The 25,477-nt window shown below is 61.2% G+C and carries 20 protein-coding genes and 1 pseudogene; 9 read left to right on the top strand and 12 right to left on the bottom strand.

Going from position 1 to position 25,477, the window contains the following annotated elements; all coding sequences use genetic code 11:
* The first annotated feature begins 148 nt into the window (after positions 1-148).
* The 4 genes and pseudogenes from AO356_RS27745 to AO356_RS27730 all read left to right on the top strand — a co-directional run bounded on the left by AO356_RS27745 (position 149) and on the right by AO356_RS27730 (position 3,703).
* Positions 149-490 (top strand): hypothetical protein, encoded by a 342-nt coding sequence (locus AO356_RS27745; RefSeq protein ID WP_060742538.1) that lies wholly within the window; start codon positions 149-151, stop codon positions 488-490.
* A 47-nt stretch (positions 491-537) separates the two neighbouring features.
* On the top strand, positions 538-1,686 hold the full coding sequence (locus tag AO356_RS27740; RefSeq protein ID WP_060742537.1) for a PQQ-dependent sugar dehydrogenase: 1,149 nt from the start codon (positions 538-540) through the stop codon (positions 1,684-1,686).
* 341 nt (positions 1,687-2,027) lie between these two features.
* A pseudogene (gene ilvA / locus AO356_RS27735) lies at positions 2,028-3,032 on the top strand (threonine ammonia-lyase, biosynthetic); the annotation flags it as partial.
* Positions 3,033-3,421: 389 nt separating this feature from the next.
* Positions 3,422-3,703, top strand: a complete 282-nt coding sequence (locus AO356_RS27730; protein ID WP_060742536.1) for a DUF1652 domain-containing protein — start codon at positions 3,422-3,424, stop codon at positions 3,701-3,703.
* Positions 3,704-3,787: 84 nt separating this feature from the next.
* On the opposite strand, the gene AO356_RS27725 is transcribed toward AO356_RS27730, so the two are convergent.
* The 10 genes from AO356_RS27725 to AO356_RS27680 form a co-directional block, all read right to left on the bottom strand.
* Complete coding sequence (locus tag AO356_RS27725) at positions 3,788-4,726, bottom strand: carbohydrate kinase family protein (RefSeq protein WP_060742535.1); 939 nt, start codon at positions 4,724-4,726, stop codon at positions 3,788-3,790.
* A 12-nt stretch (positions 4,727-4,738) separates the two neighbouring features.
* Positions 4,739-6,226, bottom strand: coding sequence for a xylulokinase (gene xylB, locus AO356_RS27720; protein WP_060742534.1), 1,488 nt, complete (start codon positions 6,224-6,226; stop codon positions 4,739-4,741).
* Between the two features lie 101 nt (positions 6,227-6,327).
* On the bottom strand, positions 6,328-7,809 hold the full coding sequence (locus AO356_RS27715) for a mannitol dehydrogenase family protein (RefSeq protein WP_060742533.1): 1,482 nt from the start codon (positions 7,807-7,809) through the stop codon (positions 6,328-6,330).
* A gap of 15 nt (positions 7,810-7,824) precedes the next feature.
* Positions 7,825-8,928, bottom strand: a complete 1,104-nt coding sequence (locus tag AO356_RS27710) for an ABC transporter ATP-binding protein (protein ID WP_060742532.1) — start codon at positions 8,926-8,928, stop codon at positions 7,825-7,827.
* Positions 8,929-8,967: 39 nt separating this feature from the next.
* Positions 8,968-9,798 carry a carbohydrate ABC transporter permease gene (locus tag AO356_RS27705; protein WP_060742531.1) on the bottom strand — a complete coding sequence of 277 codons (831 nt, stop codon included), beginning with the start codon at positions 9,796-9,798 and terminating at the stop codon, positions 8,968-8,970.
* Between the two features lie 10 nt (positions 9,799-9,808).
* The gene (locus tag AO356_RS27700; RefSeq protein ID WP_053184628.1) at positions 9,809-10,744 is read right to left on the bottom strand and encodes a carbohydrate ABC transporter permease; all 936 of its coding nucleotides are present in this window, start codon (positions 10,742-10,744) and stop codon (positions 9,809-9,811) included.
* 157 nt (positions 10,745-10,901) lie between these two features.
* Positions 10,902-12,212 carry an ABC transporter substrate-binding protein gene (locus AO356_RS27695; protein ID WP_060742530.1) on the bottom strand — a complete coding sequence of 437 codons (1,311 nt, stop codon included), beginning with the start codon at positions 12,210-12,212 and terminating at the stop codon, positions 10,902-10,904.
* A 345-nt stretch (positions 12,213-12,557) separates the two neighbouring features.
* Positions 12,558-13,463, bottom strand: coding sequence for an AraC family transcriptional regulator (locus AO356_RS27690; RefSeq protein WP_060742529.1), 906 nt, complete (start codon positions 13,461-13,463; stop codon positions 12,558-12,560).
* A 70-nt stretch (positions 13,464-13,533) separates the two neighbouring features.
* A complete protein-coding gene (locus AO356_RS27685) occupies positions 13,534-14,817 on the bottom strand; it encodes a glycosyltransferase (protein ID WP_060742528.1) in 1,284 nt (427 codons plus the stop codon).
* Positions 14,818-14,894: 77 nt separating this feature from the next.
* Positions 14,895-15,275, bottom strand: a complete 381-nt coding sequence (locus tag AO356_RS27680) for a response regulator (RefSeq protein ID WP_081015440.1) — start codon at positions 15,273-15,275, stop codon at positions 14,895-14,897.
* 252 nt (positions 15,276-15,527) lie between these two features.
* Between AO356_RS27680 and AO356_RS27675 the strand changes: the two genes are divergently transcribed.
* The 5 genes from AO356_RS27675 to AO356_RS27655 are packed head-to-tail and all read left to right on the top strand — an operon-like array spanning position 15,528 to position 22,065.
* Positions 15,528-19,010 (top strand): response regulator, encoded by a 3,483-nt coding sequence (locus AO356_RS27675; protein ID WP_060742526.1) that lies wholly within the window; start codon positions 15,528-15,530, stop codon positions 19,008-19,010.
* Positions 19,010-19,825: a CheR family methyltransferase gene (locus tag AO356_RS27670; protein ID WP_060742525.1), complete on the top strand. Its 816-nt coding sequence runs from the start codon at positions 19,010-19,012 to the stop codon at positions 19,823-19,825. Before AO356_RS27675 ends, AO356_RS27670 begins: the two co-directional genes overlap by 1 nt.
* Positions 19,822-20,409 (top strand): chemotaxis protein CheB, encoded by a 588-nt coding sequence (locus AO356_RS27665; RefSeq protein WP_060742524.1) that lies wholly within the window; start codon positions 19,822-19,824, stop codon positions 20,407-20,409. Before AO356_RS27670 ends, AO356_RS27665 begins: the two co-directional genes overlap by 4 nt.
* Positions 20,410-20,414: 5 nt before the next feature.
* Positions 20,415-21,695: a hybrid sensor histidine kinase/response regulator gene (locus AO356_RS27660; RefSeq protein ID WP_060742523.1), complete on the top strand. Its 1,281-nt coding sequence runs from the start codon at positions 20,415-20,417 to the stop codon at positions 21,693-21,695.
* Positions 21,688-22,065: a response regulator gene (locus AO356_RS27655; RefSeq protein WP_060742522.1), complete on the top strand. Its 378-nt coding sequence runs from the start codon at positions 21,688-21,690 to the stop codon at positions 22,063-22,065. Before AO356_RS27660 ends, AO356_RS27655 begins: the two co-directional genes overlap by 8 nt.
* Before the next feature lie 223 nt (positions 22,066-22,288).
* Here the strand turns inward: AO356_RS27655 and AO356_RS27650 are convergent, their stop codons facing one another.
* Together AO356_RS27650 and AO356_RS27645 are read right to left on the bottom strand one after the other, a co-directional pair.
* Positions 22,289-23,959, bottom strand: a complete 1,671-nt coding sequence (locus AO356_RS27650) for a response regulator (RefSeq protein ID WP_060742521.1) — start codon at positions 23,957-23,959, stop codon at positions 22,289-22,291.
* Positions 23,956-25,458 (bottom strand): ATPase domain-containing protein, encoded by a 1,503-nt coding sequence (locus tag AO356_RS27645; RefSeq protein WP_060742520.1) that lies wholly within the window; start codon positions 25,456-25,458, stop codon positions 23,956-23,958. The genes AO356_RS27650 and AO356_RS27645 overlap by 4 nt, the downstream gene beginning before the upstream one ends.
* Positions 25,459-25,477 lie beyond the last annotated feature (19 nt).

Raw genomic sequence — 25,477 nt, 5'->3', positions numbered from 1 at the left:
GGAAAAGTTTCCACTGTGGTGGGGGCGAGCCTGCTCCCACCTGCGTTCGGAGACGCTTCGTTACATCTTCACCGGGATATTTCGCTTAACAAGGGCGAACCTGCGGCGTAGCGTGCTTTCGATATGCCTGAACCCAAGAGGTGTCCCAATGAACAGGCTGATGCTCGTCATCATGACGCTATTACTGACTGCCGCTGCCCAGGCCGCCACGCCCAGCGCAGGCCCAACGGTCCTGGCCCAGAACCTGCCGGGCAACAACAATCCCTATAACAGCCCGACGCGCCGGGCCAATCCCAACAGCATGCAGGGCACCCGACCCAACGTGCCGACGATTCATAACAACCCGACAGTGCCAGTACCACGGCCACCGACCCTGGAAAATGGCGGCATCGGCAATGGCTACCCCCGTTCCGGCCAGCCGTCGGGTTCGCCGCGACCGACCATCGAGTCTCCTGCGCCACCGCGCAACAGCCAGAATGGCAATCGCTAGGCACTGGCGCCCGCTGTTCTCTTTCAACACCGCAGAAGGAAATGTGCATGTTGCGTAAAACACTCCTGGCCGCATTCTGCGCCAGCGCTGTCCTGACCCTCGCCACCCCGGCCAGTGCCGCGCCAACCCAGTCATTCAAGAGCGAGGAGGGCACGCTGGAAGTGACCACCGTGGTCAAGGGGCTGGAGCACCCTTGGTCCGTTGCGTTCCTGCCGGGCCAACAGGGCATGCTGGTGACGGAGCGAGGGGGCAACCTGCGCGTGGTCAGCCCCGACGGCCAGTTGTCCGCGCCCTTGAGCGGCGTGCCCGAAGTGTGGGCCAAGGGCCAGGGCGGCCTGCTGGACGTGGTGCTGTCGCCGGACTTCAAGCAGGATCGCACCGTCTACCTGTCCTATGCCGAGGTGGGTGCAGACGGCAAGGCCGGCACCGCCGTGGGGCGCGGGCAACTGGCTGAAGACCTCAAGAGCCTGAAGAACTTCGACGTGGTCTTCCGCCAGCAACCCAAACTGTCCACGGGCAACCACTTCGGCTCGCGACTGGTCTTCGACCGCGACGGCTATCTGTTCATTACCCTGGGGGAAAACAACGACCGGCCCACCGCCCAGGACCTGGACAAACTGCAAGGCAAGGTCGTGCGCATCTACCCCGACGGCAAGGTGCCCGACGATAACCCTTTCGTCGGCCAGAAAGGCGTGCGTCCCGAGATCTGGTCCTACGGCATGCGCAACCCCCAGGGCGCTGCCCTCAATCCTTGGAGTGGCACCCTCTGGGAGAACGAACACGGGCCCCGGGGCGGCGATGAATTGAACATCATCGAGCGCGGCAAGAACTACGGCTGGCCACTGGCGACCCACGGCATCAACTACTCCGGCGCCCCGATTCCCGAGGCCCAGGGCAAGACCGTCGAAGGCGCCCTTGACCCTCACCACGTCTGGCAGGTCTCACCGGGACTCAGCGGCATGGCGTTCTACGACCAGGGCCGCTTCAAGGCCTGGCAACATAATGTGTTCATCGGCGCCTTGGTGCCGGGGGAACTGATCCGCCTGCAATTGCAAGGCGACAAGGTCGTCCATGAAGAGCGCCTGTTGGGCGAGCTCAAGGCGCGAATCCGTGATGTTCGCCAGGGGCCGGATGGGTATCTCTATGTGTTGACGGATGAGGACGACGGAGCGTTGTACAAAGTCGGCCTCAAATAACTGAAGAAACTGTGGGAGCGAGCTTGCTCGCGATTGCTATGGATCAGTTGACATTGATGCTGACTGATACTCCGCTATCGCGAGCTAGCTCGCTCCCACAGGTGATGCTGTTCACTTGAGGTCATTGCGGCGAATGTCGGCGGGCACTTGATATTGCCCATTGACTTGCCGCCAACGCACCGCTAATTTCCAGGCATGAACTCAACCGTATTGCGCAGCCAGCCAAGCATTATTACCGCCATTCCTTATTTGGCGGGCTAGCTGACGGCTGCACCGAACCCGCCCTCGAGGCGGGTTTTTTCTTTCTGTCTCCTGGGCTCCGAGCGAACCAGGAGATCGTCATGACCATGACCGCTGCCCACACCGAGCAAACCCTGCTTGAGCACTATGTAAAGAAAATCCTCGCCGCGCCGGTCTACGAACTGGCCGTGCGCACGCCACTGCAAGCGGCGCCTGCACTGTCCGAGGCCCTGGGCAACCGGATCCTGCTCAAGCGCGAAGACCTGCAACCGACTTTTTCCTTCAAGATCCGCGGTGCCTACAACAAGCTCGTACACCTGACCCCGGAGCAGAGGGCCCGGGGCGTCATCACCGCGTCAGCCGGCAATCACGCCCAGGGCGTCGCGCTGGCGGCACGGGAGCTGGGTATTTCGGCCCGCATCGTCATGCCCGTGACCACCCCGCAACTGAAAGTGCTGGGCGTGCGCAACCGCGGTGCCGAGGCGCTGCTGCACGGCGACAGCTTTCCGTTTGCCCTGGCCCATGCGCTGGAGTTGGCCGAGCAGACCGGGCGGGAATTCGTCTCGCCTTTCGACGACCCGGACGTGATTGCCGGGCAAGGCACCGTCGCCATGGAAATCCTGCGCCAGCATCCTGGTCGGCTGGACGCGATTTTCGTTCCGGTCGGAGGCGGGGGGCTGATCGCCGGGATCGCGGCCTACGTCAAATACCTGCGCCCGGAAGTTCGCATCATTGGCGTCGAGTCGCAGCATTCTGCCTGTCTCCAGGCTGCGCTGGCCGCCGGGGAACGGGTGACCTTGCCCGAGGTGGGAACCTTCGCCGACGGCGTGGCCGTGGCGCAGATCGGCGCCCATGGCCTGGATATCTGCCGTTTCTGTGTCGATGAGGTGATGACCGTGAGCAACGACCAACTGTGCGCCGCGATCAAGGACATCTATGACGACACCCGATCAATTACAGAACCGTCAGGGGCCTTGGCGGTGGCGGGCATCAAGCAATACGTGGCGCACACGGGCGCGCGAGGCGAGACCTTGGTAGCGATCGATTCGGGTGCCAACATCAACTTCGACAGTTTGCGCCACGTGGCGGAGCGGGCGGCGGTGGGAGCTCTTTGAGTTTTTTACGCTACGTCACACTTTTTTCATACCAGGCGACGGATGCCCACTTTCTCCTTCGAAATAGGGGCTAATCTAGGTTGCGAACAGGATAAAAGTGATTGCAGTTTGCATGGAAAAAACAACCTTTCCTTGCACTTTGCACGAGCCCTCTGGCGCGGGACGAAGCTAAACGCTTGATTCATATCAATCTGGAAGGTCGTCAATACAGGCATATTTTTTGCGGGATGGTTCAGGAGTTCGCTTGACGAACTTGTTAACTGAAAATGCCAAGAAAGAGAACGGCACGGTATTCATAGTCCCAGTCCGCAGGGAAGAAAACGGACGAAGGTACCGCCGTCGTGAACATAAATTGGCCGCCTCAACAGGAGAGAGTCGCCATGTTTTTATCTGCCCTCGAAATGCGAAACATCATTGAAAGCAGCTTGCTGCCCAAGCGCTCGCAATGCACGTTGTCACCTGAGCTGACGATGACGATCAAGATCTTCGATGACCACAGGACCGACCATGTGGCCTTGCTCAAAACGAACATCGATGCCAGGAAACTCACCGGGTGCCGAGCCATCAACGACCTGATTGCCGAGTTGCGTACGGAGCTTGACCACAATCCTGCCGCAGGCAATCACTTTCATCAGCAACACCATCGAATGACCGGGCGCTGATTACGGCCTTGTCATTTTCCCTCTGACGCTCGGGTCCGGTGATGTCCGAACCCGGCGTCCAGCTTTTCAGTTGTAGCGCGCAAGTCAGGCCAGTTGCTGCCGATAGGGCAGGTCCGGCCCGGTTTTGCCGCACGTCAGTGCTGCGGCGCGAATGGCGAACTCAAGCATGGCGCTGACCTGCTCGCGGGTCAGTGTCTGCAGGCCCTCGATCGAATCCAATTGTTGTTCAGTCAGCCAGGCAATCAGGGCGGCCTGGAAGGTGTCGCCTGCACCCACGGTGTCGGCGATCTTCACCGGGCATGCTGGCAGCGACCATGTGCCGTGCTGGCGACTGAAGACGGTCGCCCCCTGGCCGCCACGGGTCAGGAAGACCACTTGGCAACGGTGCTTCAGCCAGCCTTCGATGACCGCCTGGGGCTCGATCCCTGGGTAGAGCAGGCCCAGATCCTCGTCACTGACCTTGATCAGGTCGGCATATTGCACCAGTGTCGCAATCCGCGAACGCCACAGTTCGATGTCCGGCTGCGGGTTGAGCCGCACGTTCGGGTCGAGACTGATCAGGCGCCTGCCGCTTTCCCGTTGCACCAGGGCCAGGAGCGTGTCGGCAACGGGCTGGACCACCAGCGAGAACGAGCCGACATGCAAGCCACGCACTTCAGGGCCCAGCTCCGGTAGATGGTCCAGGCTCAGTTGCCGGTCGGCACACCCTTCGCCGCGAAAGCTGTAGTGGGGCGAACCATTGGCGCCTACGGCAACCATCGCCAGGGTGGTCGGCGCGTCGAAGTCCAGCAGGTATCGGGTGCTGACACCTTCGTTGAGCAGCACCTGCTGCAAGCGACGGCCCAGGTAGTCGGTGGACAATCCGCTAAACAGCGCCGATTCAATACCCAGGCGGCGCAACCCCACCGCCACGTTGAATGGCGAGCCACCGGCAATCGCCTTGTAGTTCACCTGCGAGGCCGGGCCATCCGCCTCGGCTTCACTGAAAAAATCAAACAGCGCTTCACCACACACCAGATACATAGTTGCCCGCTCTCAAAGGGTTGCGACGTGTTGTCGATAACGTTCATAGGCCTGCTGGGACGCCGTGACATGGGCGGTGACTGGCCGGGTTTCGCTGGCCGGGTCGAGCTTGACGCAGCGCTCGCACAGTTCGGCGAGGCTGTCTTGCGCGCCTGAATGGCACCACGCCGCCTGGATCGCCGCACCCAACGCAGCCGCTTCGCTTTGTTCAGTGCAAATGACTGTGGTGTCCATGATATCGGCGACGATCTGCCGCCATACCGGGCTCTTCGAGCCGCCACCGATCAGGCGAATGCTCTGGGCCTTGAGCCCGTTGGCCCGCAACAGGTCCAGGCCATAGCGCAAACCGAAGGTCGTGCCTTCGACCACGGCGCGGCACAGGTTGGCCCGGGTCAGGTTGGTGGTGGTCAGGCCCAGCAGGCTAGCGGTGGCATGGGGCAGGGCAGGCACCCGCTCGCCGTTGAGGAACGGCAGCATGCAGACCCCCTCGGCGCCAATCGGGGCCTGGACGACCAGGGCGTTGAAGGCGTCGATGTCCAGGTCCAGCAGCTCGCGAATCGCCCCGGTGGCGTTGGTCAGGTTCATGGTGCAAATCAATGGCAGCCAGCCACCGTTGGATGAGCAGAACGTCGCCACTGACGGTTGCGGACTGACCGCAGGTTCGGCGGCATAGGCATAGACCGTGCCGGAGGAACCGAGACTCATGGTGATCACGCCGGGCTGGATGTTGCCGGTGCCGATGGCGCCCATCATGTTGTCGCCGCCACCGCTGGCCACCACCGCGTCGGGGTTGATGCCCAGGTGCGCGGCAATGGCCGGCAGGATGCGTCCGACGGGCTGGTGGGCCTCGATCAACTCCGGCAGCGCCGCTTGCAAGCGTGCGCTGGGGTCGATGTGTTGCAGCAACTGCACGTCCCATTGGCGGGTGCGCACGTTGAAATAGCCGGTCCCCGAGGCATCGCCATATTCGCTGCAATGGCGGCCGGTGAGCCAGTAGTTGAGGAAGTCGTGGGGCAGCAGGACGCTGGCGATGCGTTCGAATACCTGGGGATGCTGTTCCCGCGTCCAGAGCAGTTTGGAGACCGTGTAGCCCGGCGCGATCACTACGCCGAGGCGTTCGAGGCTGCCGTCTTCTCCGCCCAGGTACGCCAGGAGCCGATCGTTTTCCGGCGTCGTCTCGGTGTCGCACCACAGCTTGGCCGGGCGCAGGACCTGGCCCTGGTCGTCAAGCAGCACCAAGCCGTGTTGCTGGCCGGACACGCCGATACCGAGGATCGCCTGGCCATCGACCCCGGCGGCGGCCAAGGCCTGATGCGTCGCCTGGGTGAATGCATCGAGCCATTGTTGGGTGTCTTGTTCACGACGCCCGTTGGCCCCGCTGATCATGCTGTGGGCGGCCGCGCCCTGGCCGAGTACCTGGCCGCTGATCGTATCCAGGATCAACGCCTTGGTGCCTTGGGTGCCGCAGTCGATGCCCAGGAACAGTTGTTGGTTTGCCATAGAAATCCTTGGTCGTCAGATCAATATCCGCAGGGAATAACCGCTCGATCAGCAAACACCCGTGGCGAGGGAGCAAGCTCCCTCGCCACAAAAGCAGACCGTTAGTCTGCGTCAGCCAATACCCGCTCAAGTGTTCGTGTTACCCCGTGCTCGCGCAAGCTGTTGCAGCACCATTCGAATGCTGCCACGAACTCCGGCGAGCGGGGGATCGCCGTGCCAAAGATTTCTTCGACTTCCAACATCCGCTGGGTCACCAGCGCATCGTCAGCCACCAATGCCTGGCAGAACGCTGCCCGCGGGTCCGGGATCGAATACGTCACGCCATTCTCGTCCACGCCCTTCAGGTACACGGCCCAGGCGGCCACGACCAGTGCCGCACGGCGGGTTTCGCCGCCGTCGGCAATCAAGCGGTTGATGGTCGGGACGGTGAATTTTGGAAACTTCGACGAGCCGTCCGAACAGACCCGCTCCAACTGGTCGGCAATCGCCTGGTTGGAAAAGCGTTCCACCAGGGTGTTCTTGTAGTCGGTCAGGTCGATGCCTGGTACCGGTGCCAGTTGCGGTGTCACGTCCAGGTCCATGTAGGCGCGTATGTAACGCACGAACAACGGGTCGTTCATGGTTTCGTGGACGAAGCGATAACCCTTGAGAAAGCCCAGGTAGGTCAACGCCAGGTGGCTGCCGTTGAGCAACTTGATTTTCATCTCCTCATAAGGAGAAACGTCATCGGTGAACTGTACGCCGACCTTTTCCCAGGCCGGGCGACCGCTGACGAACTTGTCTTCCAGCACCCATTGCACGAACGGTTCGCAGACCACCGGCCAAGCGTCGTCGATGCCATGTTCGTCATGCAGTTGCAGGCGATGGGTCACGCTGGTCATGGGCGTGATGCGATCGACCATGGCGTTGGGGAAGCTGACGTTGCGGTCGATCCACTGCCCCAGCTCCGCGTCGCGCAATGCGGCGAAGGCCAGCAATGCCTTGCGGGTCACGGCGCCGTTGTGGGGCAGGTTATCGCAAGACATCAACGTGAACGCCGGGATACCAGCGGCGCGACGCTTGGCCAGGGCGGCGCAGAGGAAGCCGAAGACGGTTTTCGGTGCCTCGGGATGGTTCAGGTCGTGCTGGATCTGCGGCAGGTGGGCCATGAATTCGCCATTGCTGTCGTCGATGCAATAGCCACCTTCGGTAATGGTCAGCGAAACGATGCGGATCTGCGGATCGGCCAGCTTGTCGATCAGCGCCTGGGCGCCGTCTTCGGCCAGCAACATGTCATTGATCGCGCCAATCACCCGGACTTCGGTGTCATCGGTGTCGCCCAGTTCGTACAGGGTGAACAGGTAATCCTGGCTGGCCAAGTCATCCCGGGCACGGCGATCCTCGGCCCGCAGGCCCACGCCGCAGATGGCCCAGTCCAGGTCGACACCGGTGTTCATCAGCGCATCGGTGTAGTAGGCCTGGTGAGCCCTATGGAAACCGCCTACGCCGATATGGGCGATGCCCTGGCGGATGTCGCCCAACGGATAGGCGGGCAGGGCTACGTCAGGGTTGAGGTTGTGCAGGTTTTGTCGGTTGAGTTTCATCGCAAGTCTCGGTAATCAGGCGGCGGCGCGCAGCGCGCGGCTTACCGCTACGCCCTCGGCATCGAATAAATGGCAGTGTTCGGCGTCCAGGTGCAGGTTCAGTTGCTCGCCGAAACGGCTCGCCAGGTCGCCGCGAACCCGCATGGTCAAGGCTTCGCCGGACGTCGTGACGACATGGCAGAAGGTGTCGCTGCCCAGCCGCTCGCTGACGTCGGCGGTGACTTGCAATGTGCAGTCGCCCGGTTGCGCCAGGTTCAGGTGTTCCGGACGAATCCCCAGGGTCACCGCGCCGCCGACGCTCAGGTTGGCACCGCTGCGCGGCAGGTTGATGCGCGTGCCGGCGTCCAGCAGCACCTCGCAGCCCTGGCTGTCCAGGGCGGTGACCTTGCCTTTGAGGAAGCCCATTTTCGGTGTGCCGAGGAACCCGGCGACAAACAGGTTGGCCGGCTGGTGATACAGCTCCAGCGGCGAGCCGACCTGTTCGATGCGCCCGCCATTGAGCACCACCACCTTGTCGGCCAGGGTCATGGCTTCGACCTGGTCGTGAGTCACGTAGATCATGGTCGCCTGCAGTTCCTTGTGCAGGCGTGCCAGTTCCAGGCGCATCTGCACTCGCAGGGCGGCGTCGAGGTTGGACAGCGGTTCGTCGAACAGGAAGATTTTCGGGTTGCGCACGATGGCCCGACCGATCGCCACGCGCTGGCGCTGGCCGCCGGACAGTTGCTTGGGCTTGCGCTCGAGCATCGGGCCCAGCTCAAGGATGCGCGCCGCTTCGTTGACCTTCTTCTCGACTTCGGCCTTGGGTACACCGGCCAGGTCGAGGGCGAAGGACATGTTCTTGCGTACGCTCATGTGCGGATACAAGGCGTAGGTCTGGAACACCATGGCCAGGTCGCGCTTGGCCGGGCTGACTTCGGTAATGTCCCGGCCATCCAGTTCGATGGTGCCGTCGCTGACCTCTTCCAGACCGGCGATCAGCCGCAGCAGTGTGGATTTGCCACAGCCCGACGGGCCGACGAAGACCACGAACTCGCGGTCGTTCACCTCAAGGTCGATGCCCTTGATGATGGAGAAGCCTTCGAAACCCTTTTGCAAATTCTTGATTTTCAGGTTGGCCATGATGATGGGCCTCCACTTCTGATAATGGTGTAGGGCGCGTTACTTCACCGCGCCGAAGGACAAACCGCGCACCAGCTGTTTCTGGCTGATCCAGCCAAAGATCAGGATCGGCGCGCAGGCCAGGGTCGAGACGGCCGACAATTTGGCCCAGAACAAACCTTCCGGGCTGGAGTAGGAAGCGATCAGCGCCGTCAGGGGCGCGGCCTTGGAGGAGGTGAGGTTCAGCGACCAGAACGCCTCGTTCCAGCAAAGGATCAGCGACAGCAGCACGGTGGACGCCAGGCCGCCCTTGGCAATCGGCAGCAGTACACGGACCATTTCCTGCCAGAGCGTGGCGCCATCCAGGCGCGCGGCCTCGAGGATGTCGCGAGGAATGTCCTTGAAGTAGGTGTAAATCATCCAGACCACGATGGGCAGGTTGATCAGCGTGTAGATGATGATCAGCGCAATACGCGTGTCCAGCAGGCCAAATTGCTTGGCCAGCAGGTAGATCGGCATCAGCACGCCCACCGGTGGCAGCATTTTGGTGGAGAGCATCCACAACAACGTGCCTTTGGTGCGCTGGGTTTCATAGAACGCCATGGAATAGGCTGCCGGTACCGCGATCAGCAGGCAAAGGGCGGTGGCGCTGAAGGAAATCACCACGGAGTTCCAGGCGAAGCTGAAGTAATTGCTGCGCTCGTTGATGTGCAGGTAGTTTTCCAGGGTCGGCGTGAAGATGAACTGCGGCGGCGTGGCGAACGCATCGATTTCGGTCTTGAAGCTGGTCAGCACCATCCAGAAGATCGGAAAGAAGATCAGGATCGCGATGGCCCAGGCCAGCGTGCCCAGCAGCAGGCTTTGCAGGCGACGGGATTGTTGAAGAGTCATGGCGACGGCCTCAATGCTTGTCGGTGAGGTTTTTACCGATCATCCGGACGAGGATGATGGCGGCGATGTTGGCAATGACTACGGCAATCAAGCCACCGGCCGAAGCCATGCCGACGTCGAACTGCACCAGCGCCTGGTTGTAGATCAGGTAGGCAAGGTTGGTGGAGGCATAGCCGGGGCCACCGTTGGTGGTGGTGAAGATCTCGGCGAACACCGACAGCAGGAAGATGGTTTCGATCATCAGCACCACGGCAATCGGGCGGGCCAGGTGCGGCAGGGTCAGGTGCCAGAAGATCGCGATCGGGCCGGCACCGTCCAGGCGGGCGGCTTCTTTCTGTTCCTGGTCCAGTGACTGCATGGCGGTCATCAGGATCAGAATCGCAAAGGGCAGCCATTGCCAGCTCACGATGATGATGATCGACAGCAACGGGTAATGGGCCAGCCAGTCCACCGGCTGGGCGCCGAACAGTTTCCACACCGAGGCGAGGATGCCCGAGACCGGGTGGAAGATCAGGTTCTTCCAGATCAGCGCACCGACGGTGGGCATGATGAAGAACGGCGAGATCAGCAGCACGCGGACGATGCCGCGACCGAAAAACTCACTGGCCTCCAGCAGCGCGCTGATCAATACCCCGAGGACGATACTGATCAACAGCACGCTGCCCACCAGCAACAAAGTATTGGTGGCGCCGGGCATGAAACCCGAGTCGGTCAGGAAATAGGTGAAGTTCTCCAGCCCGACGAATTCGTTTTCGCCGGGGTAGAGCAGGTTGTAGCGGATCATCGAGAAGTAGACGGTCATGCCCAGCGGCACGATCATCCACAGCAGCAACAAGGCCACCGAAGGGCTGACCAGGAACCAGCCGGGGTTGGCCAGGCGGATCTTGCGCGCCGGCGGCGGGGCAATCTCGATGGGGGCTTTGGCGGTTGTAGTTGAGCTATTCATGGCATTGAACCGATTTTTGCGGGCCTATGAAGATCCACTGTGGGAGCGAGCTTGCTCGCGATGGCGTCGTGTCAGTCACTCGTGATATTGGCCGGGGAGCCCTCATCGCGAGCAAGCTCGCTCCCACAGGTATCGGGAGCGGGCCTCAATGAGCTGACTACTTGGGATACCCAGCGCGTTTCATCTCGCGTTCGGTGGTGGACTGCGCGGCGGTCAACGCCTGGTCCACGGTCTGCTGGCCGGTCAGCGCCCCCGAAAAGAACTTGCCCACCTGGGTGCCGATGGCCTGGAATTCGGGAATGGTCACCAACTGGATGCCGATGTAGGGCACAGGCTTGAGGGTTGGCGCTTTCGGATCGGCGACTTTCAACGATTCCAGGGTCACCTTGGCAAACGGCGCGGCCTTCATGTACTCGTCGCTGTAGGTCGAGGTGCGGGTGCCTGGCGGTACGTTGGCAATGCCGTCGGTCTTGGCGACCAATTGGCTGTACTCCTTGGACGTCGCCCAAGTGGTAAAGACCGTGGCGGCTTCCTTGGCTTTGGAACTGGTCGGGATGGCCAGTGACCAGGAGTACATCCACGAGGTGCCTTTGTCGGTTTTTTCGTGGGGGGCGAAGGTGAATCCAACGTGATCGGACACCTTGCTCTGGGTCTTGTCGGTGACGAACGAGCCGGCGACGCTGGCATCCACCCAGATTGCGCATTTGCCGCTGTTGAACAGCGCCAGGTTTTCGTTGAAACCGTTGCTGGAGGCGCCCGGCGGGCCGGATTTCTTCATGTTGTCGACATAGAAGTTGAGTGCGTCTTTCCACTCGGGGCCATTGAATTGCGGCTGCCACTTCTCATCGAACCAGCGCGCGCCATAACCGTTGGCCAGGGTGGTGATGAGCGCCATGTTCTCGCCCCAACCGGCCTTGCCCCGCAGGCACAGGCCATATTGCTCCTTGGATTTGTCGGTGAGTTTTTCCGCGAACTCACCGATCTGGGTCCAGGTCGGGTGTTCGGGCATGGTCAGCCCGGCGTTCTTGAACAGGTCCGTGCGGTAATAGGTGATCGAGCTTTCGGCGTAGAACGGCAGGGCGTACAGCGAGCCTTTGACCGACAAACCATCGCGCACGGAAGGGAAGACGTCGTCCAGGTCGTAGGAGGCCGGCAAATCCTTCATCGGCTCCAGCCAGCCCTTGGCGCCCCAGAGTGCTGCTTCGTACATGCCAATGGTCAGCACGTCGAACTGCCCGCCTTGGGTGGCGATGTCGGTGGTCAGGCGCTGGCGCAGGACGTTTTCTTCGAGCACCACCCAGTTGAGCTTGATGTCCGGGTGCTCGGCCTCGAAGGTTTTCGAGAGCTTTTGCATGCGGATCATGTCGCTGTTGTTGACGGTGGCAATGGTGAGGGTCTGTGCGCCGAAGCTGACGCTACTGAGGGTCATGCAGGTGGAGACAAGCAGAGCTTTTACCGAAGGTTTCATCGCGCACTCCTTTTCCGCGCCCGAAAGCTGCGGAAGGACAGTTATTGTTTTTGTGTCTTCCGGATGAAGGGAAGAATGTGCGCTGATTACAGCCTTCAATGGACGGTGTGACAAATCATCCGTCGCACTTGTACTGATACTTTTTTGCACTGGAGGGATTAATGCCTGCCACTTCAGGCCGAACAAAGGACCCGTGGCGAGGGAGCTTGCTCCCGCTGGGGCGCGCAGCGGCCCTCAACAATTCCCCTGACAACTCGGTGCGAAAGGCTGATCCAGGGGGCTGCTTCGCAGCCCAGCGGGAGCAAGCTCCCTCGCCACAGGGGATCTCTGTCGGGGCGAAAAGTCTCAGCCCTGGTTCTGCTCGGTCAACCGCTGCACCGCCAGCCGCCGGTAGTGGGAAGGCGTCATGCCCTTGAGCTGCTGGAAACGCCGGTTGAAATTGGAGATGTTGTTGAAGCCGGATTCAAAACACACGTCCGTTACCGGTTTGTCGCCGTCGGCCAGCAATTCGCAGGATTTGCTGATGCGCAGGCGATTGACGAATTCGATGAAGCAGCGGCCAGTGGCCTGTTTGAACACCCGGCTGAAGTAGGTGGGTTTCATGCCCAGGTGTTCGGCGACTTCTTCCAGGGGCAGCTCCCGGGCGTAATGGGCAAAGATGTAGTCCACCGCGCGGTTGGTGCGGTCGATGCTGTGTTCGTCCGCCGTTTGCGGGGCGGTCGCGCCGGACAGCAGTTGGTAGTCATCCGTGGCGGCCAGCAGCTCCATCAGGATGAAAAAGTGCCCCAGGCGGCTCATGCCCTGGGAATCGGCGATGCGCTGCATCAGGCTCATGGCCTGGCGGATGGTGCGCTTGCAACGGAACTCGATGCCGTATTGGGCGCGTTCGAGCAGCGGTGCGACCGTCTTGAGTTCGGCGAATACCTGGTGGCCGCTTTCGAACAACTCGTCGGTGAAGTTCACCAACATGTCGCGCTTGGGCACCACTTCGTCCTCGGCCACCTGGCTGATCCAGTTGTGGGGCAGGTTGGGCCCGGTGAGAAACAGCGACTGGGGGTAGAAGTTGCCAATGTAGTCGCCAATGAACACCTTGCCGGAACTGGCAACGATCAAGTGCAGCTCGTATTCCTTGTGGAAATGCCAGCGCACCAGCGGGCAGGGAAAGCCGTGCTGGCGGTAGATGATGGACAGCCCGTTATGGTCGTCCATCAGCTCATAGGAGGGGTCGGTGACTCTGGCTGTTCGGGTCATGGGCCTGGCACTTTTATTGTTATCGCCACTGGATAATGCCCCCTTCGCCAGGCAGGTGCCACCTTGGCGTCTAACCGTTGCGGTTTTTTTCTTCGATCCACTGGGACATGTATTGGGTGCTTTTGTGCTGGTGGTGACGCAGCATACTGCCGGTGAAATTGTCCCGGCGTCGTTGTGCCAGGTCTGCCCGGCAAGCGTTGATGCTGTCGATCAGCGCCGGTCCATGCACCTGTTGCCGGTAGCGGCTCGCCAGCAGCGCCAGGCCGGCGTGCTGGGCCTGGGCCCAGCGCGCCTGGTCGCTATACAACTGCACCGCCGCGCTGGCGATGCCTTCGGCACTCCGGGCAATCGACCCGGGCCAGGGCATGTCGCCGTGCATGGCTTCGGCTCCCACGGGCGTGGTGACGTTGGGGGTACCGCAGAGCATGGCGTCGATCAGCTTGCCCTTGATCCCGGCGCCGAAACGCAACGGCGCCAGGCAGATGCGTGCCGCCGACATGACCTGCAAGGCGTCCTCGGCCCAGTTCATGATGTGAAAACCCTGGGCCGGATTGTGCAATGCAGCGGCCTTGGGCGGGGTATAGGCGCCGTACAGGTGCAGTTGTGCGCCAGGCAATTGCTGGCGGATCAGCGGCCAGATGGCGTTTTTCATCCAGAGCACGGCGTCCCAGTTCGGCGCGTGGCGAAAGTTGCCGATGCTCAGGAAATGCGCCCGGTCCTCGAACGGTACCGACGGTTCACTGGGCAGGTCCAGCATCAACGGGCACCAGTGCAGCAGGTTGCGGGGCAGCTTGAAGTGCTCCACCAGCAGTTCGATTTCAACCTCGGACACCATCAGGTTGAGGTCGCAGCGGTACAGGGCGGCGATTTCCCGCTTGGCCAGGTCGGTGTCGGCCATTCGTTGGAATTCCTCGCCCAGGGCCGGGGCGAAGAGGTCGCTGAAGTCCTCGCTCGCCTCATCGCGCTTCAGGCGCTCTTTCAGGCGTTGATGCCGGGCGTGACGCAGGCTTTGCAGATCGGAGGTCTCCAGCACCCGCAGGGCGCCGGGGCAGTGCTTTTCGACACGCCAGCCGAACTGTTCTTCCATCATGAACTGGTCGAACAGCACGATGTCCGGCGCAAGTGTCTGGATGAACGCGTCGAAGCTGCTGCTATTGAGTTCGATGGGCACTTCGCGGATACCCAGCGCGGCCAGGTCGGCGCGCTGCTCGCCCGGGCCGGCCGGGCTGCTGAAGGTGATGTCCCAGCCTTGGCCGAGGAAGGTGTCAAGGATCTGCATGACGTGCCCACTGGCCGCCGATGAGCGCGGCTCGGGCCAGACATAGCCGATAACCAGGACTTTGGTGGCAGTCATGAGCAAGGGGGTCCTCGGAGCGAATCAGGCGCCATCGGCGCGCGGGGCGCCGATAGTGACCAAGAATGCGATCCGGCTCAAGCAAGAATGCTTTTGACCTTGTCCCGCAATTGATCGATGGAGAAGGGTTTGCCGATCACCGACATGCCTTCAGGCACGTCGATGCTTTCGGCATATCCGCTGGCAAACAGCACCGGCAGTTGTGGCCGCTCGAGTCGAGCCTGCTTGGCCAATTCGCGTCCGTCCATTACCGGCAGGCCGACGTCGGTCATCATCAAGGCGATGTCCTGTTGGTGGTCACGCAAAAAACTCAGCGCCTGCTCACAGCCGTCCGCCTCCAGCACCTGGTACTCCAGTTCCTCCAGCACGTCGACGATCAACATCCGCACAATGTCATCGTCTTCGACTACCAGGATGGTGGGCTGGGTGGCGGCAGGGGTGGTGGGCATAGTCGACATTCTCGAAAGATGGGAGCGGGAGGGGCACGGAAAAAAAAGGTCTCATTCATGAGTAAGTGCCAAGGCGGCACAAGTTCCCTGGGTTGTACAAGAAAGGATCTATAGTACAAGAGCTGACAAGGATAGTCGCTTCCCTGCTATAAGACGGATTGTCGTGGGATTTGCCTCCTTGACTTGTCAGAAAATGTGGATCCAGGCGCGGTTTTTCGGGCAAACTCCACCGATTTCAACTGTCCACCAAGGCCCCTTTCCATGACTCCTTCGTCTTCGGTCGACGAGCAAAGTTTTCGCAAGCTCCTGAGCCGCAATATCAGCCTGCCGTTGGGCATCGGCGCCCTCAGCGCGGTATTTTTCGTCATCCTTATCACGTACCTGCTGTCGGTGATCCAATGGGTCGGCCATACCGACAGGGTGATCAATAACGCCAACGAAGCGCTCAAGCTGAGCGTGGACTTGGAAACCGGTATGCGCGGCTACCTGTTGAGTGGTGACGAGCACTTCCTCGACCCCTATGAAGTGGCCAAGCCGCGGATTGCCGTGGCGTTGGACACATTGCTGGAATTGACAGCCGATAACCCCGTCCAGACCGACCGCCTGCACAAGATCCAGGCACTCCAGACGGAGTGGGCCAATTACGCCCAAAGCATGATCGACCTGCAACGCACCAGCGGCGATTACCGGGGCGCGGTGAAGGCCGGGCGCGGCAAGCGCCTGACCGACGAAATTCGCCAGTCCTTCGAAGAAGTCGTCGAGACCGAGCAACAATTGCGTGCGGCCCGCAATCAGGATGTGCGCACCACGACCGTCTGGAGCATTGCCCTTTACCTGTTGTTTGTCGCAGCGGTCAGCGGGCTGCTGGCCTACGTCGGTCGCCGGGATCTGTTGAGCCTGTCCGAAAGCTACAGCGCCAGCCTGAAAGTCCAGCAACGCAGCGCTTTGCACCTGGAGAAGCAGGCCTGGCTGCGTAACGGCCAGACGCAACTGGCCGAGCAGGTCCTGGGGCAACTGTCGCTGAACCTGTTGGGTCGCAACATCCTGCAGTTCTGTGCGAAGTACCTGGGCGTCGCTGTCGCTGCGCTGTATGCGCGGGAAGAAAATGGTGTCCTCAGGCGCGTCGCCACCTACGGGCTGTCCCGGGAGGATGAAGAACAACAGCAGGTGATCATCGCCGGCGAAGGTATTGCTGGCCAGGCCGTGCAGCAGGGGCGTCTTATTCGTCTGGACGACGTACCGGACGATTATCTGAAAGTCAGCTCCGGGCTGGGGCAAGGCCTGCCCAACAGCGTGCTGGTGGTGCCCACCAGTGACGATGACCGGATCAACGGTGTCATCGAACTGGGTTTCCTGCGGCCATTGACCGAGCGTGACGTCGAGCTGCTGGAACTGATCGCCGGCAATATCGGCACCTCCATCGAAGCCGCCCGTTATCGCCAGCGCCTGCAGGAAGTCCTGGCCGAAACCCAGCAGTTGAACGAAGAGCTGCAAGTCCAGCAGGAAGAGCTCAAGACCGCCAACGAAGAGTTGGAAGAACAGTCGCGCATCCTCAAGGAGTCCCAGGCCCACCTGGAAGCCCAGCAACAGGAACTGGAGCAGACCAACGAGCAATTGGCCGAGCAGCGCGACGCCATGGACCAGAAGAACAGCGAATTGAACCTGGCCCAGATCCAGTTGCAGGAGCGCGCCGAAGAGCTGCAGCGCTCGAGCAAGTACAAGTCCGAGTTCCTGGCCAATATGTCCCACGAGTTGCGCACGCCGCTCAACAGCTCGCTGATCCTGTCCAAGCTGCTGGCGGAGAACCCGCAGCACAACCTCAGCGAGGAACAGGTCAAGTTTGCCGAGTCGATCTACTCCGCCGGCAACGACCTGCTGAACCTGATCAACGACATCCTCGACATCTCCAAAGTCGAGGCCGGAAAGCTGGAAGTGCGTCCGGAAAACACCAGTGTGCAGCGTCTGGTGGAAGGGCTGCAGGATATGTTCAAGCCGTTGGCGGCGGACAAGGGCCTGAATTTCGAGGTCCAGGTGCTGCCCGATGCGCCGGCGATGCTCTATACCGATCGCCAGCGCCTGGAGCAGGTGATCAAGAACCTGCTGTCCAACGCCGTGAAATTCACCGAGCAAGGTTCCGTCAGCCTGTCCGTGGCCGGTCAGCCAGGCTCGGGCATCGCGTTCATGGTGCGGGACTCCGGGATCGGCATCGCCGCCGATCAACAGCAAAGCATTTTCGAAGCGTTCCGCCAGGCCGATGGCACCACCAACCGTCGCTACGGCGGCACCGGCCTGGGGTTGTCGATTTCCCGGGACCTGGCCATGTTGCTGGGCGGCTCGATTTCGGTCTCCAGCGAGCCTGGGCAGGGCAGTGTGTTTACGCTGGTATTGCCTGAGCGTTATGTCGAGCCCGGTGACACGCCGATAGCGCCGATGACCTTCACCCCGACGGCCACCGCGCCGGCGCCTGTCGCGCCAAAAGCCGCACCGGCGCCGCTGGTCGCCGAGGTGGAAACGCCGATTGCCCGGTTCGCCGACGACCGCGACAAGGCGCCGTTCGACACCCGGTGCATCCTGGTGATCGAAGATGAGCCCAAGTTCGCCCGGATTCTGTTCGACCTGGCCCACGAGCTCGGTTACCAGTGCCTGGTGGCCCACGGCGCCGACGAAGGCTTCGACCTGGCTTTGCAACTGGCTCCCGACGCGATCCTGCTGGACATGCGCCTGCCGGACCATTCCGGACTGACGGTGTTGCAGCGGCTCAAGGAGCAGGCCGAAACCCGGCACATCCCGGTGCACGTGATTTCCGTCGAAGACCGTGTCGAAGCCGCCATGCACATGGGCGCCATCGGCTATGCCGTCAAGCCGACCACCCGTGAAGAACTCAAGGACGTGTTCGCCCGCCTGGAGGCCAAGCTGACCCAGAAGGTCAAGCGGGTGCTGCTGGTGGAGGACGATGATCTGCAGCGCGACAGTATTACCCGCCTGATCGGCGACGATGACATCGAGATCACCGCCGTTGGCTTGGCCCAGCAGGCCCTGGACCTGCTGCGGACCAATGTCTACGACTGCATGATCATCGACCTCAAGTTGCCGGACATGCTCGGCAATGACCTGCTCAAGCGCATGTCCAGCGAAGACATCTGTTCCTTCCCGCCGGTGATCGTCTACACCGGGCGCAACCTGACGCGGGACGAAGAAGCCGAACTGCGCAAGTATTCACGCTCGATCATCATCAAGGGCGCCCGTTCGCCAGAGCGCTTGCTGGACGAGGTGACACTCTTTCTGCACAAAGTCGAATCCCGGTTGTCCCATGAACGACAGCGGATGCTCAAGACCGCCCGCAGCCGCGACAAGGTGTTCGAAGGCCGCAAGGTGCTGTTGGTGGACGACGATGTGCGCAACATCTTTGCCCTGACCAGCGCCCTGGAGGCGAAGGGGGCGATCGTGGTCATCGGCCGTAATGGCTTGGAGGCGATCGATCGCCTGAATGAATTCGACGACATCGACCTGGTGCTGATGGATGTGATGATGCCGGAGATGGACGGTTTCGAAGCCACCACGCTGATCCGCAAGGATCCGCGCTGGCGCAAGCTGCCGATCATCGCCGTGACGGCCAAGGCCATGAAGGACGATCAGGAACGCTGCCTGGCGGCGGGTTCCAATGACTACCTGGCCAAGCCGATCGATCTGGATCGTCTGTTCTCGCTGATTCGCGTGTGGTTGCCGAATATGGAAAGAATTTAGTGGAACGTGACACTGACATTGAACTTCGTTTGTTGATCGAAGCGATTTACCTCAAGTACAGCTACGATTTTCGCGATTATTCCGGGGCCTCCATCAAGCGCCGGGTCCACCATGCGTTGAGCCAGTTCGAGTGCAAGACCATTTCGGCCTTGCAGGAGCGCGTGCTGCACGACTCGGGTGTATTCATGCAGTTGCTGCAACTGCTGACGATCCCCGTCAGTGAGATGTTTCGCGACCCCTCGCATTTCCTGGCGATCCGCGAGGAAGTCGTGCCGCTGCTCAGGACGTACCCTTCGATCAAGATCTGGATCGCCGGTTGCAGCACGGGAGAGGAGGTCTACTCCATGGCGATCCTGCTGCGAGAAGAAGGTCTGCTGGACCGCACATTGATCTACGCCACCGACATCAATCCGCGCTCGTTGGAAAAAGCCAAGCAGGGCATTTTCTCCCTGGAAAACGTGCGCACCTATACGCAGAACTACCAGAGCGCTGGAGGACGGCGATCGTTTGCCGATTACTACACAGCCGCCTACGATTACGCGATGTTCGATAAAACCCTGTGCGAGAACGTGACCTTTGCCGATCACAGCCTGGCGACCGATAGTGTTTTTTCAGAAACTCAGTTAATTTCATGCCGCAACGTATTGATATATTTCAATAAAAAGCTACAAGATCGTGCGTTTGGACTGTTCCATGAGTCCCTTTGTCACCGTGGTTTCCTGGTATTGGGCAGTAAGGAGACACTGGATTTTTCGGCTTACGGTCATCGATTCGAGCCGTTGGTCAAACAGGAACGGATCTATCGCAAGCTATGAATCAGACCAAGGACAGATCCAACCCGCCCATCGAGGCCATTGTCGTCGGTGCATCGGCCGGCGGCGTCGAAGCGTTGCTCAGGGTATTCGGACACCTGCGCAAAGGTTTCGGCCTGCCCATCCTGGTGGTATTGCATTTGCCGAATGAGCGCGACAGCCAACTGGCCTCCGTGCTCGGCCATCGCCTGGCGGTGCCGGTGGAGGAGGCCCGGGACAAACTGGACATCGCACCGGGTACCTTGTACGTCGCCACGCCCGGCTATCACTTGTCGGTCGAGGCCGACCGTTGCCTGTCGTTGAGCCTGGAGGAGCCCGTACATCATTCGCGACCGTCCATCGACGTGCTGTTCGAGTCGGCCGCCGATGTCTACGGCGAGAAGTTGCTGGCTGTGGTAATGACCGGTGCCAATGGCGATGGCGCCCGGGGCCTGGCGAAGGTCAGGGCGCTGGGTGGCATCACCGTGGTCCAGGATCCCGCTGAAGCCCAGGTCGCGACCATGCCCGAAGCGGCGCTGGCCCTGCATGAGCCCGACCATATCCTTACTTTGCAAGGCATCGGCCAATTGCTGGCCGGGCTGGAATGAACCACATGCCAAGAGATGTTCAAGCCAAACTGCTGATCGTCGACGATCTGCCCGAGAATCTGTTGGCCCTGGAAGCGTTGATCAGGGGGCCAGACCGCGAGGTCTTCAAGGCCCTGTCGGCGGACGAAGCACTGTCCCTGCTGCTGCAACACGACTTTGCCCTGGCCATCATCGATGTGCAGATGCCCGAGATGAACGGTTTCGGGCTGGCCGAGCTGATGCGCGGCACGGAGAAGACCCGCAGCATCCCGATCATTTTCGTCAGTGCCGCCGGTCGTGAACGCAACTATGCCTTCACCGGTTATGAAACCGGCGCGGTGGACTTCCTGCACAAACCGCTGGACACCCAGGCCGTCAAGAGCAAGGTCAATGTGTTCGTCGAGCTGTATCGCCAGCGCAAGGCCATGAAGGAGCAAGTCGTGGCCCTCGAGCAGAGCCAGCGGGAACAGGAGATCCTGTTGCAACAACTGGAGGCCACCCGCGGCGAGCTGGAGCAAGCGGTGCGTATGCGTGACGACTTCATGTCCATTGTCGCCCACGAGGTGCGCACCCCCCTCAATGGCCTCATTCTCGAGACCCAACTGCGCAAGATGCACCTGGCCCGGGACAATGCCGCGGCCTTCAGCCTGGACAAGGTGCGGGCAATGGTCGAGCGTGACGAGCGCCAGATCAAGAGCCTGATCCGGCTGATCGAGGACATGCTGGATGTGTCGCGGATTCGTACCGGCAAGCTGTCGATCCGTCCGACCCGTTTCGACTTGACGGCACTGGTGGAGAACCTGCTGCGCAACTTCCAGCCGCAGTTTGCCATCGCCGAGTGCTCATTGACCTGCCTGGCCGAGCCTGCGGTGGAGGGGCAGTGGGATGAGTTTCGCATCGAACAAGTGGTGTCGAACCTGTTGACCAATGCGCTGCGCTACGGTGGCAAGAGCCCGATCGAAGTGCGCGTCTACAAGACGCCCGAGCATGCCTGCATCGAGGTCCGGGACCACGGCATCGGCATCAGCGAGGAGAACCAGAAACGTATCTTCCAGCAGTTCGAGCGCGTATCGTCCAAGGCGGCCGCTTCAGGCCTGGGGCTGGGGCTGTTCATTTCCGAGCAGATCGTCACGGCCCATGGTGGGACGATCACGGTCGACAGTCGTCTCCATGAAGGGGCGTTGTTTCGTGTTTGCCTGCCCTTGCAGAAAACTGTCTTGGACAAAACCGCCGAACAGACGCAACCTCTGAGAGACCCTAAGGTCGTATCAGCAGCTATTGATCGAACAAAGGCTTCTCATGAGTGAAGATGCGCAAGATGTTGTATTGATCGTCGAGGATGACCCGTCGATCCTGATGGTGCTGTCGGCCTACCTGTCGGGCGAGGGATATCGGGTGTTGCAGGCCGAAAACGGTGACCAGGCGTTCGAGATCCTGGCGAGCAAGCCGCATCTGGACATGATGATTACCGACTTCCGCCTGCCGGGCGGTATTTCCGGGGTGCAGATCGCCGAGCCTGCGGTCAAGCTGCGGCCCGAACTGAAGGTCATCTTCATCAGTGGCTACGCGCAGGAAGTGCGCGACACCGATAGCCCCATTACCCGCAAGGCCCCGATCCTGGATAAACCGTTCGACTTGGATGAGCTACAGCGCATCATGCAGTCGATGTTGTCGTAGTAGGCCGGGTGAGGGGGCATGTCCCGGCAGATCAGGCAAAACCCTGCGGCGAGGGCGCTTGCTCCCGCTGGGCTATGTAGGAGCTGGCGAAGCCTGCGATCTTTTGATCTTTCGCTGGAGATTCAAGTGTCTGGGGAAAGATCGCAGCCTCGCTCCGCTCGACAGCTCCTACCGCGCCCGCTTGCGGGAGCCAGCGTGCTCGCCACAATGCCTGCCCATCGCCTCAAACCTTGATCATCTCCCGCACCTTGGCCGTCAACAAATCAAACGTGAACGGCTTGGTGATCATCTGCATCCCCGGGTCAAGGAAGCCGCCGCGTACCGCCGCATGCTCGGCGTAGCCGGTGATGAACAGCACCCGCAGGTCCGGGCGCACCTGCCGGCCGATTTCCGCCAGTTGCCGACCATTCATGCCGGGCAGGCCTACGTCGCTGATCAGCAGGTCGATGCGTTGGCCTGACTCGAGGATCGGGACCGCGCCATTGGCGTCGGCCGCTTCCACAAAGGCATAACCCAGTTCACTCAACACCGCGCTCACCAGCACCCGCACCGCCGGATCGTCCTCGACGATCAGCACGGTTTCGCCGTCCTGCGCATACGGCGCATGTTGGGTGGTGACCTGGGGCTCGTGGACTTCTTCACCGCGAAAGCGCGGCAGGTACAAGTTCACGGTGGTGCCTTTGTCGACTTCGCTGTCGATGGTCACATGACCACGCGATTGCTTGCTGAAGCCATAGATCATCGACAGGCCCAGCCCGGTGCCCTGGCCGATCGGCTTGGTGGTGAAAAACGGGTCGAAAGCGCGGCCGATCACCGCTTCGGGCATGCCATAACCGGTGTCCTGCACGCTCAGCACCACATAGTCGCCGGGCTCCAGGTTGGTGTAGGCATCGGTGAAGTCGGCGTCCAGGTGTCGGTTGCAAGTCTGCACCACCAGGTTTCCGCCGTTGGGCATGGCATCCCGGGCGTTGAGCACCAGGTTGAGCAGGGCGCTTTCCAGTTGGTTGGGGTCGGCCTCGGCGACCCAGAGCTGTTCGTCCAATTGCATGTCCAGGCGAATGCTTTCGTTGAGGCTGCGTTGCAGCAGCTCGCCCATGGACAGCACCAGCGTATTCATCTGGACGGCCTTGGAGTCCAGCGATTGCCGTCGGGAAAACGCCAGCAGGCGATGGGTCAGGCCGGCGGCGCGGTTGGCCGAGGTCACGCCCAGGTCGATCAGGCTGTCCAGGTCCTCGGTACGGCCGCGGGCCAGGCGCCGGCGCAGCAGTTCGAGGCTGCCGATGATCCCGGTGAGCATGTTGTTGAAGTCGTGGGCGATACCGCCGGTCAACTGACCGACCGCTTCCATTTTTTGCGACTGGCGCAGGGCCTCTTCGTTGTGACGCAACTGGGCGGTACGTTCTTCTACCTGCTGCTCGAGGGTTTCAAGGGTGGTCTGCAGGCGCAGTTCACTGTTGCTGAGGTCGATCAGGCGGTCGCGGGCTTCGTACTGCCTTCGACGACCCCGCAGGGCGGTGGTCACCAGGCTGATCAGGGTCACCGGATGAAAAGGGCGCTCGAGGAAGGTCACGTTGCCCAATTGCGTACCGATACGGGCCGCCGGGTTCTGTTCCGGCCCGCCGTGATGGGTCAACAAGACAATGGGCAGGTCGGACCAGGTTGGCTGCTGTTCGATTTGCTGGAACAGCGTTTCCAGGTCGGGCCCTACCAAAGCCTCCGAAGAAATCACCAGCAGGCCGGCACCGCTTTCCAACTCTTCGCACAAATGGTCCAGGTGGCGGCAGATGAGGCCGGCAAAACCGGCTTCATTGAGGATCATCAAGGCGATCTGGCTGTCCCGTCCCAGCGGCGCGAGGATCAGCGCCCGCTCGGACAGGGGCTCGGCCAGCGTCACCGGTGTTCATCCTTGAGCAGCGGGTTGCTCTCGCCCATGTAGGTGGGGACCCCGCGCAAGACGCCCTGGAACGCCTCCAGTGGCTCGCCGATGGTCATTCCCACGCCGCTGATGCGGTATTCGCGGATGGTCGACTCGTGGCTGCCGGTGCGTTTCTTGATGATGGAGATCGCCCGGCGAACCTTGCCCAGTGCTTCGAAATAACGCAACAGAATCACCGTATCGGCCAGGTAAGTAATGTCCACGGGCGCTTGCATGTCGCCGACCAGACCGTGCTGTGCAACGGTCATGAAGGTCGCCGCGCCCTTGCGGTTGAGATAGAGCAGCAATTCATGCATGTGCAGTACCAGGGCGTTCTCTTCCGGCATGGCCGCCTGATAGCCGTTGATACTGTCGATGACCACGGTCTTGATGTTGCCCTCATCGACGCAACGGCGCACGCGGTGGGAGAACTCGCCGGGGGACAACTCGGCGGCGTCGACCTGTTCGATCAGCAGGTTGCCGGTCTCTAGCAGGGCCTGCAGATCAATGCCGATGTTTTTCATGCGCTCGAACAGCAAGCCCAGCTCTTCATCGAAGATGAACAGTGCGGCTTTCTCGCCGCGATGCACGGCGGCTGCGGCAAAAATCAGCGCGATCAGCGACTTGCCGGTACCCGCCGGGCCCAGGATCAAGGTACTGGACCCCGTCTCGATACCGCCCCCCAGCAGCGCATCCATTTCGCCGATGCCGCTGGAGAGTTGCTGGCGCAGGTACTGCCCACGGTGTTCGGCGGCGACCAGGCGCGGGAAGACGTGCACGCCGTCGCCCATGATGGTGAAGTCATGGTAACCGCCGCGGTATTTCTGCCCTCGATACTTGACCACCCGGATCCGCCGCCGTTCGGCGCCGTAGTTGGGGGTCAGTTCTTCCAGGCGCACCACCCCGTGGGCAACGCTGTGTACGGTCTTGTCCAGGGACTCGGTGGTCAGGTCGTCGAGCAACAGGACCGTGGCGTCGTAGCGCACGAAATAATGCTTGATCGCCAGGATCTGCCGACGATAGCGCAGGGAGCTTTGCGCCAACAGGCGGATCTCCGACAGGCTGTCGAGCACGACCCGGGTCGGCTTGACCCGTTCGACCACTTCGAAAATCTGCTTCGTCGCTTCGCCCAGTTCCAGGTCCGAGGAATACAGCAGGCTCTGTTGGTGCTCGGCATTGAGCAGGCTTTCGGGCGGGGTCAGCTCGAAAATATGAATATTGTCATCCAGCGTCCACCCGTGGGAGGCCGCGCCCTGACGCAGTTCACGCTCGGTTTCCGATAGCGTGATGTACAACGAGCGCTCGCCAGCCTTGGCGCCGGCTAACAGAAAATGCAACGCGACCGTGGTCTTACCAGTCCCGGGTTCGCCCTCGAGCAGGAACACATGGCCGCGGGACAAACCACCGGAGAGGATATCGTCCAGTCCCTCGATGCCGGTGGCGGCTTTTGCACTGATCAACTCGTTAGATGTAGACAAAAATAGCCCTCTCATGACT

The sequence above is a fragment of the Pseudomonas fluorescens genome, assembly GCF_001307275.1.
Lineage (GTDB): Bacteria > Pseudomonadota > Gammaproteobacteria > Pseudomonadales > Pseudomonadaceae > Aquipseudomonas > Aquipseudomonas fluorescens_AA.
The sequence above is the reverse complement of the archived record's forward strand: the minus strand, read 5'-3'. Positions and strand labels throughout refer to the sequence as shown.

What these genes read in the sequence shown, in the direction of transcription:
- AO356_RS27745 (WP_060742538.1), top strand. Translation starts at nt 149, where the DNA reads ATGAACAGGCTGATGCTCGTCATCATGACGCTATTACTGACTGCCGCT.
- AO356_RS27740 (WP_060742537.1), top strand. Translation starts at nt 538, where the DNA reads ATGTTGCGTAAAACACTCCTGGCCGCATTCTGCGCCAGCGCTGTCCTG.
- AO356_RS27730 (WP_060742536.1), top strand. Translation starts at nt 3,422, where the DNA reads ATGTTTTTATCTGCCCTCGAAATGCGAAACATCATTGAAAGCAGCTTG.
- AO356_RS27725 (WP_060742535.1), bottom strand. Translation starts at nt 4,726, where the DNA reads ATGTATCTGGTGTGTGGTGAAGCGCTGTTTGATTTTTTCAGTGAAGCC.
- xylB (WP_060742534.1), bottom strand. Translation starts at nt 6,226, where the DNA reads ATGGCAAACCAACAACTGTTCCTGGGCATCGACTGCGGCACCCAAGGC.
- AO356_RS27715 (WP_060742533.1), bottom strand. Translation starts at nt 7,809, where the DNA reads ATGAAACTCAACCGACAAAACCTGCACAACCTCAACCCTGACGTAGCC.
- AO356_RS27710 (WP_060742532.1), bottom strand. Translation starts at nt 8,928, where the DNA reads ATGGCCAACCTGAAAATCAAGAATTTGCAAAAGGGTTTCGAAGGCTTC.
- AO356_RS27705 (WP_060742531.1), bottom strand. Translation starts at nt 9,798, where the DNA reads ATGACTCTTCAACAATCCCGTCGCCTGCAAAGCCTGCTGCTGGGCACG.
- AO356_RS27700 (WP_053184628.1), bottom strand. Translation starts at nt 10,744, where the DNA reads ATGAATAGCTCAACTACAACCGCCAAAGCCCCCATCGAGATTGCCCCG.
- AO356_RS27695 (WP_060742530.1), bottom strand. Translation starts at nt 12,212, where the DNA reads ATGAAACCTTCGGTAAAAGCTCTGCTTGTCTCCACCTGCATGACCCTC.
- AO356_RS27690 (WP_060742529.1), bottom strand. Translation starts at nt 13,463, where the DNA reads ATGACCCGAACAGCCAGAGTCACCGACCCCTCCTATGAGCTGATGGAC.
- AO356_RS27685 (WP_060742528.1), bottom strand. Translation starts at nt 14,817, where the DNA reads ATGACTGCCACCAAAGTCCTGGTTATCGGCTATGTCTGGCCCGAGCCG.
- AO356_RS27680 (WP_081015440.1), bottom strand. Translation starts at nt 15,275, where the DNA reads ATGTCGACTATGCCCACCACCCCTGCCGCCACCCAGCCCACCATCCTG.
- AO356_RS27675 (WP_060742526.1), top strand. Translation starts at nt 15,528, where the DNA reads ATGACTCCTTCGTCTTCGGTCGACGAGCAAAGTTTTCGCAAGCTCCTG.
- AO356_RS27665 (WP_060742524.1), top strand. Translation starts at nt 19,822, where the DNA reads ATGAATCAGACCAAGGACAGATCCAACCCGCCCATCGAGGCCATTGTC.
- AO356_RS27660 (WP_060742523.1), top strand. Translation starts at nt 20,415, where the DNA reads ATGCCAAGAGATGTTCAAGCCAAACTGCTGATCGTCGACGATCTGCCC.
- AO356_RS27655 (WP_060742522.1), top strand. Translation starts at nt 21,688, where the DNA reads ATGAGTGAAGATGCGCAAGATGTTGTATTGATCGTCGAGGATGACCCG.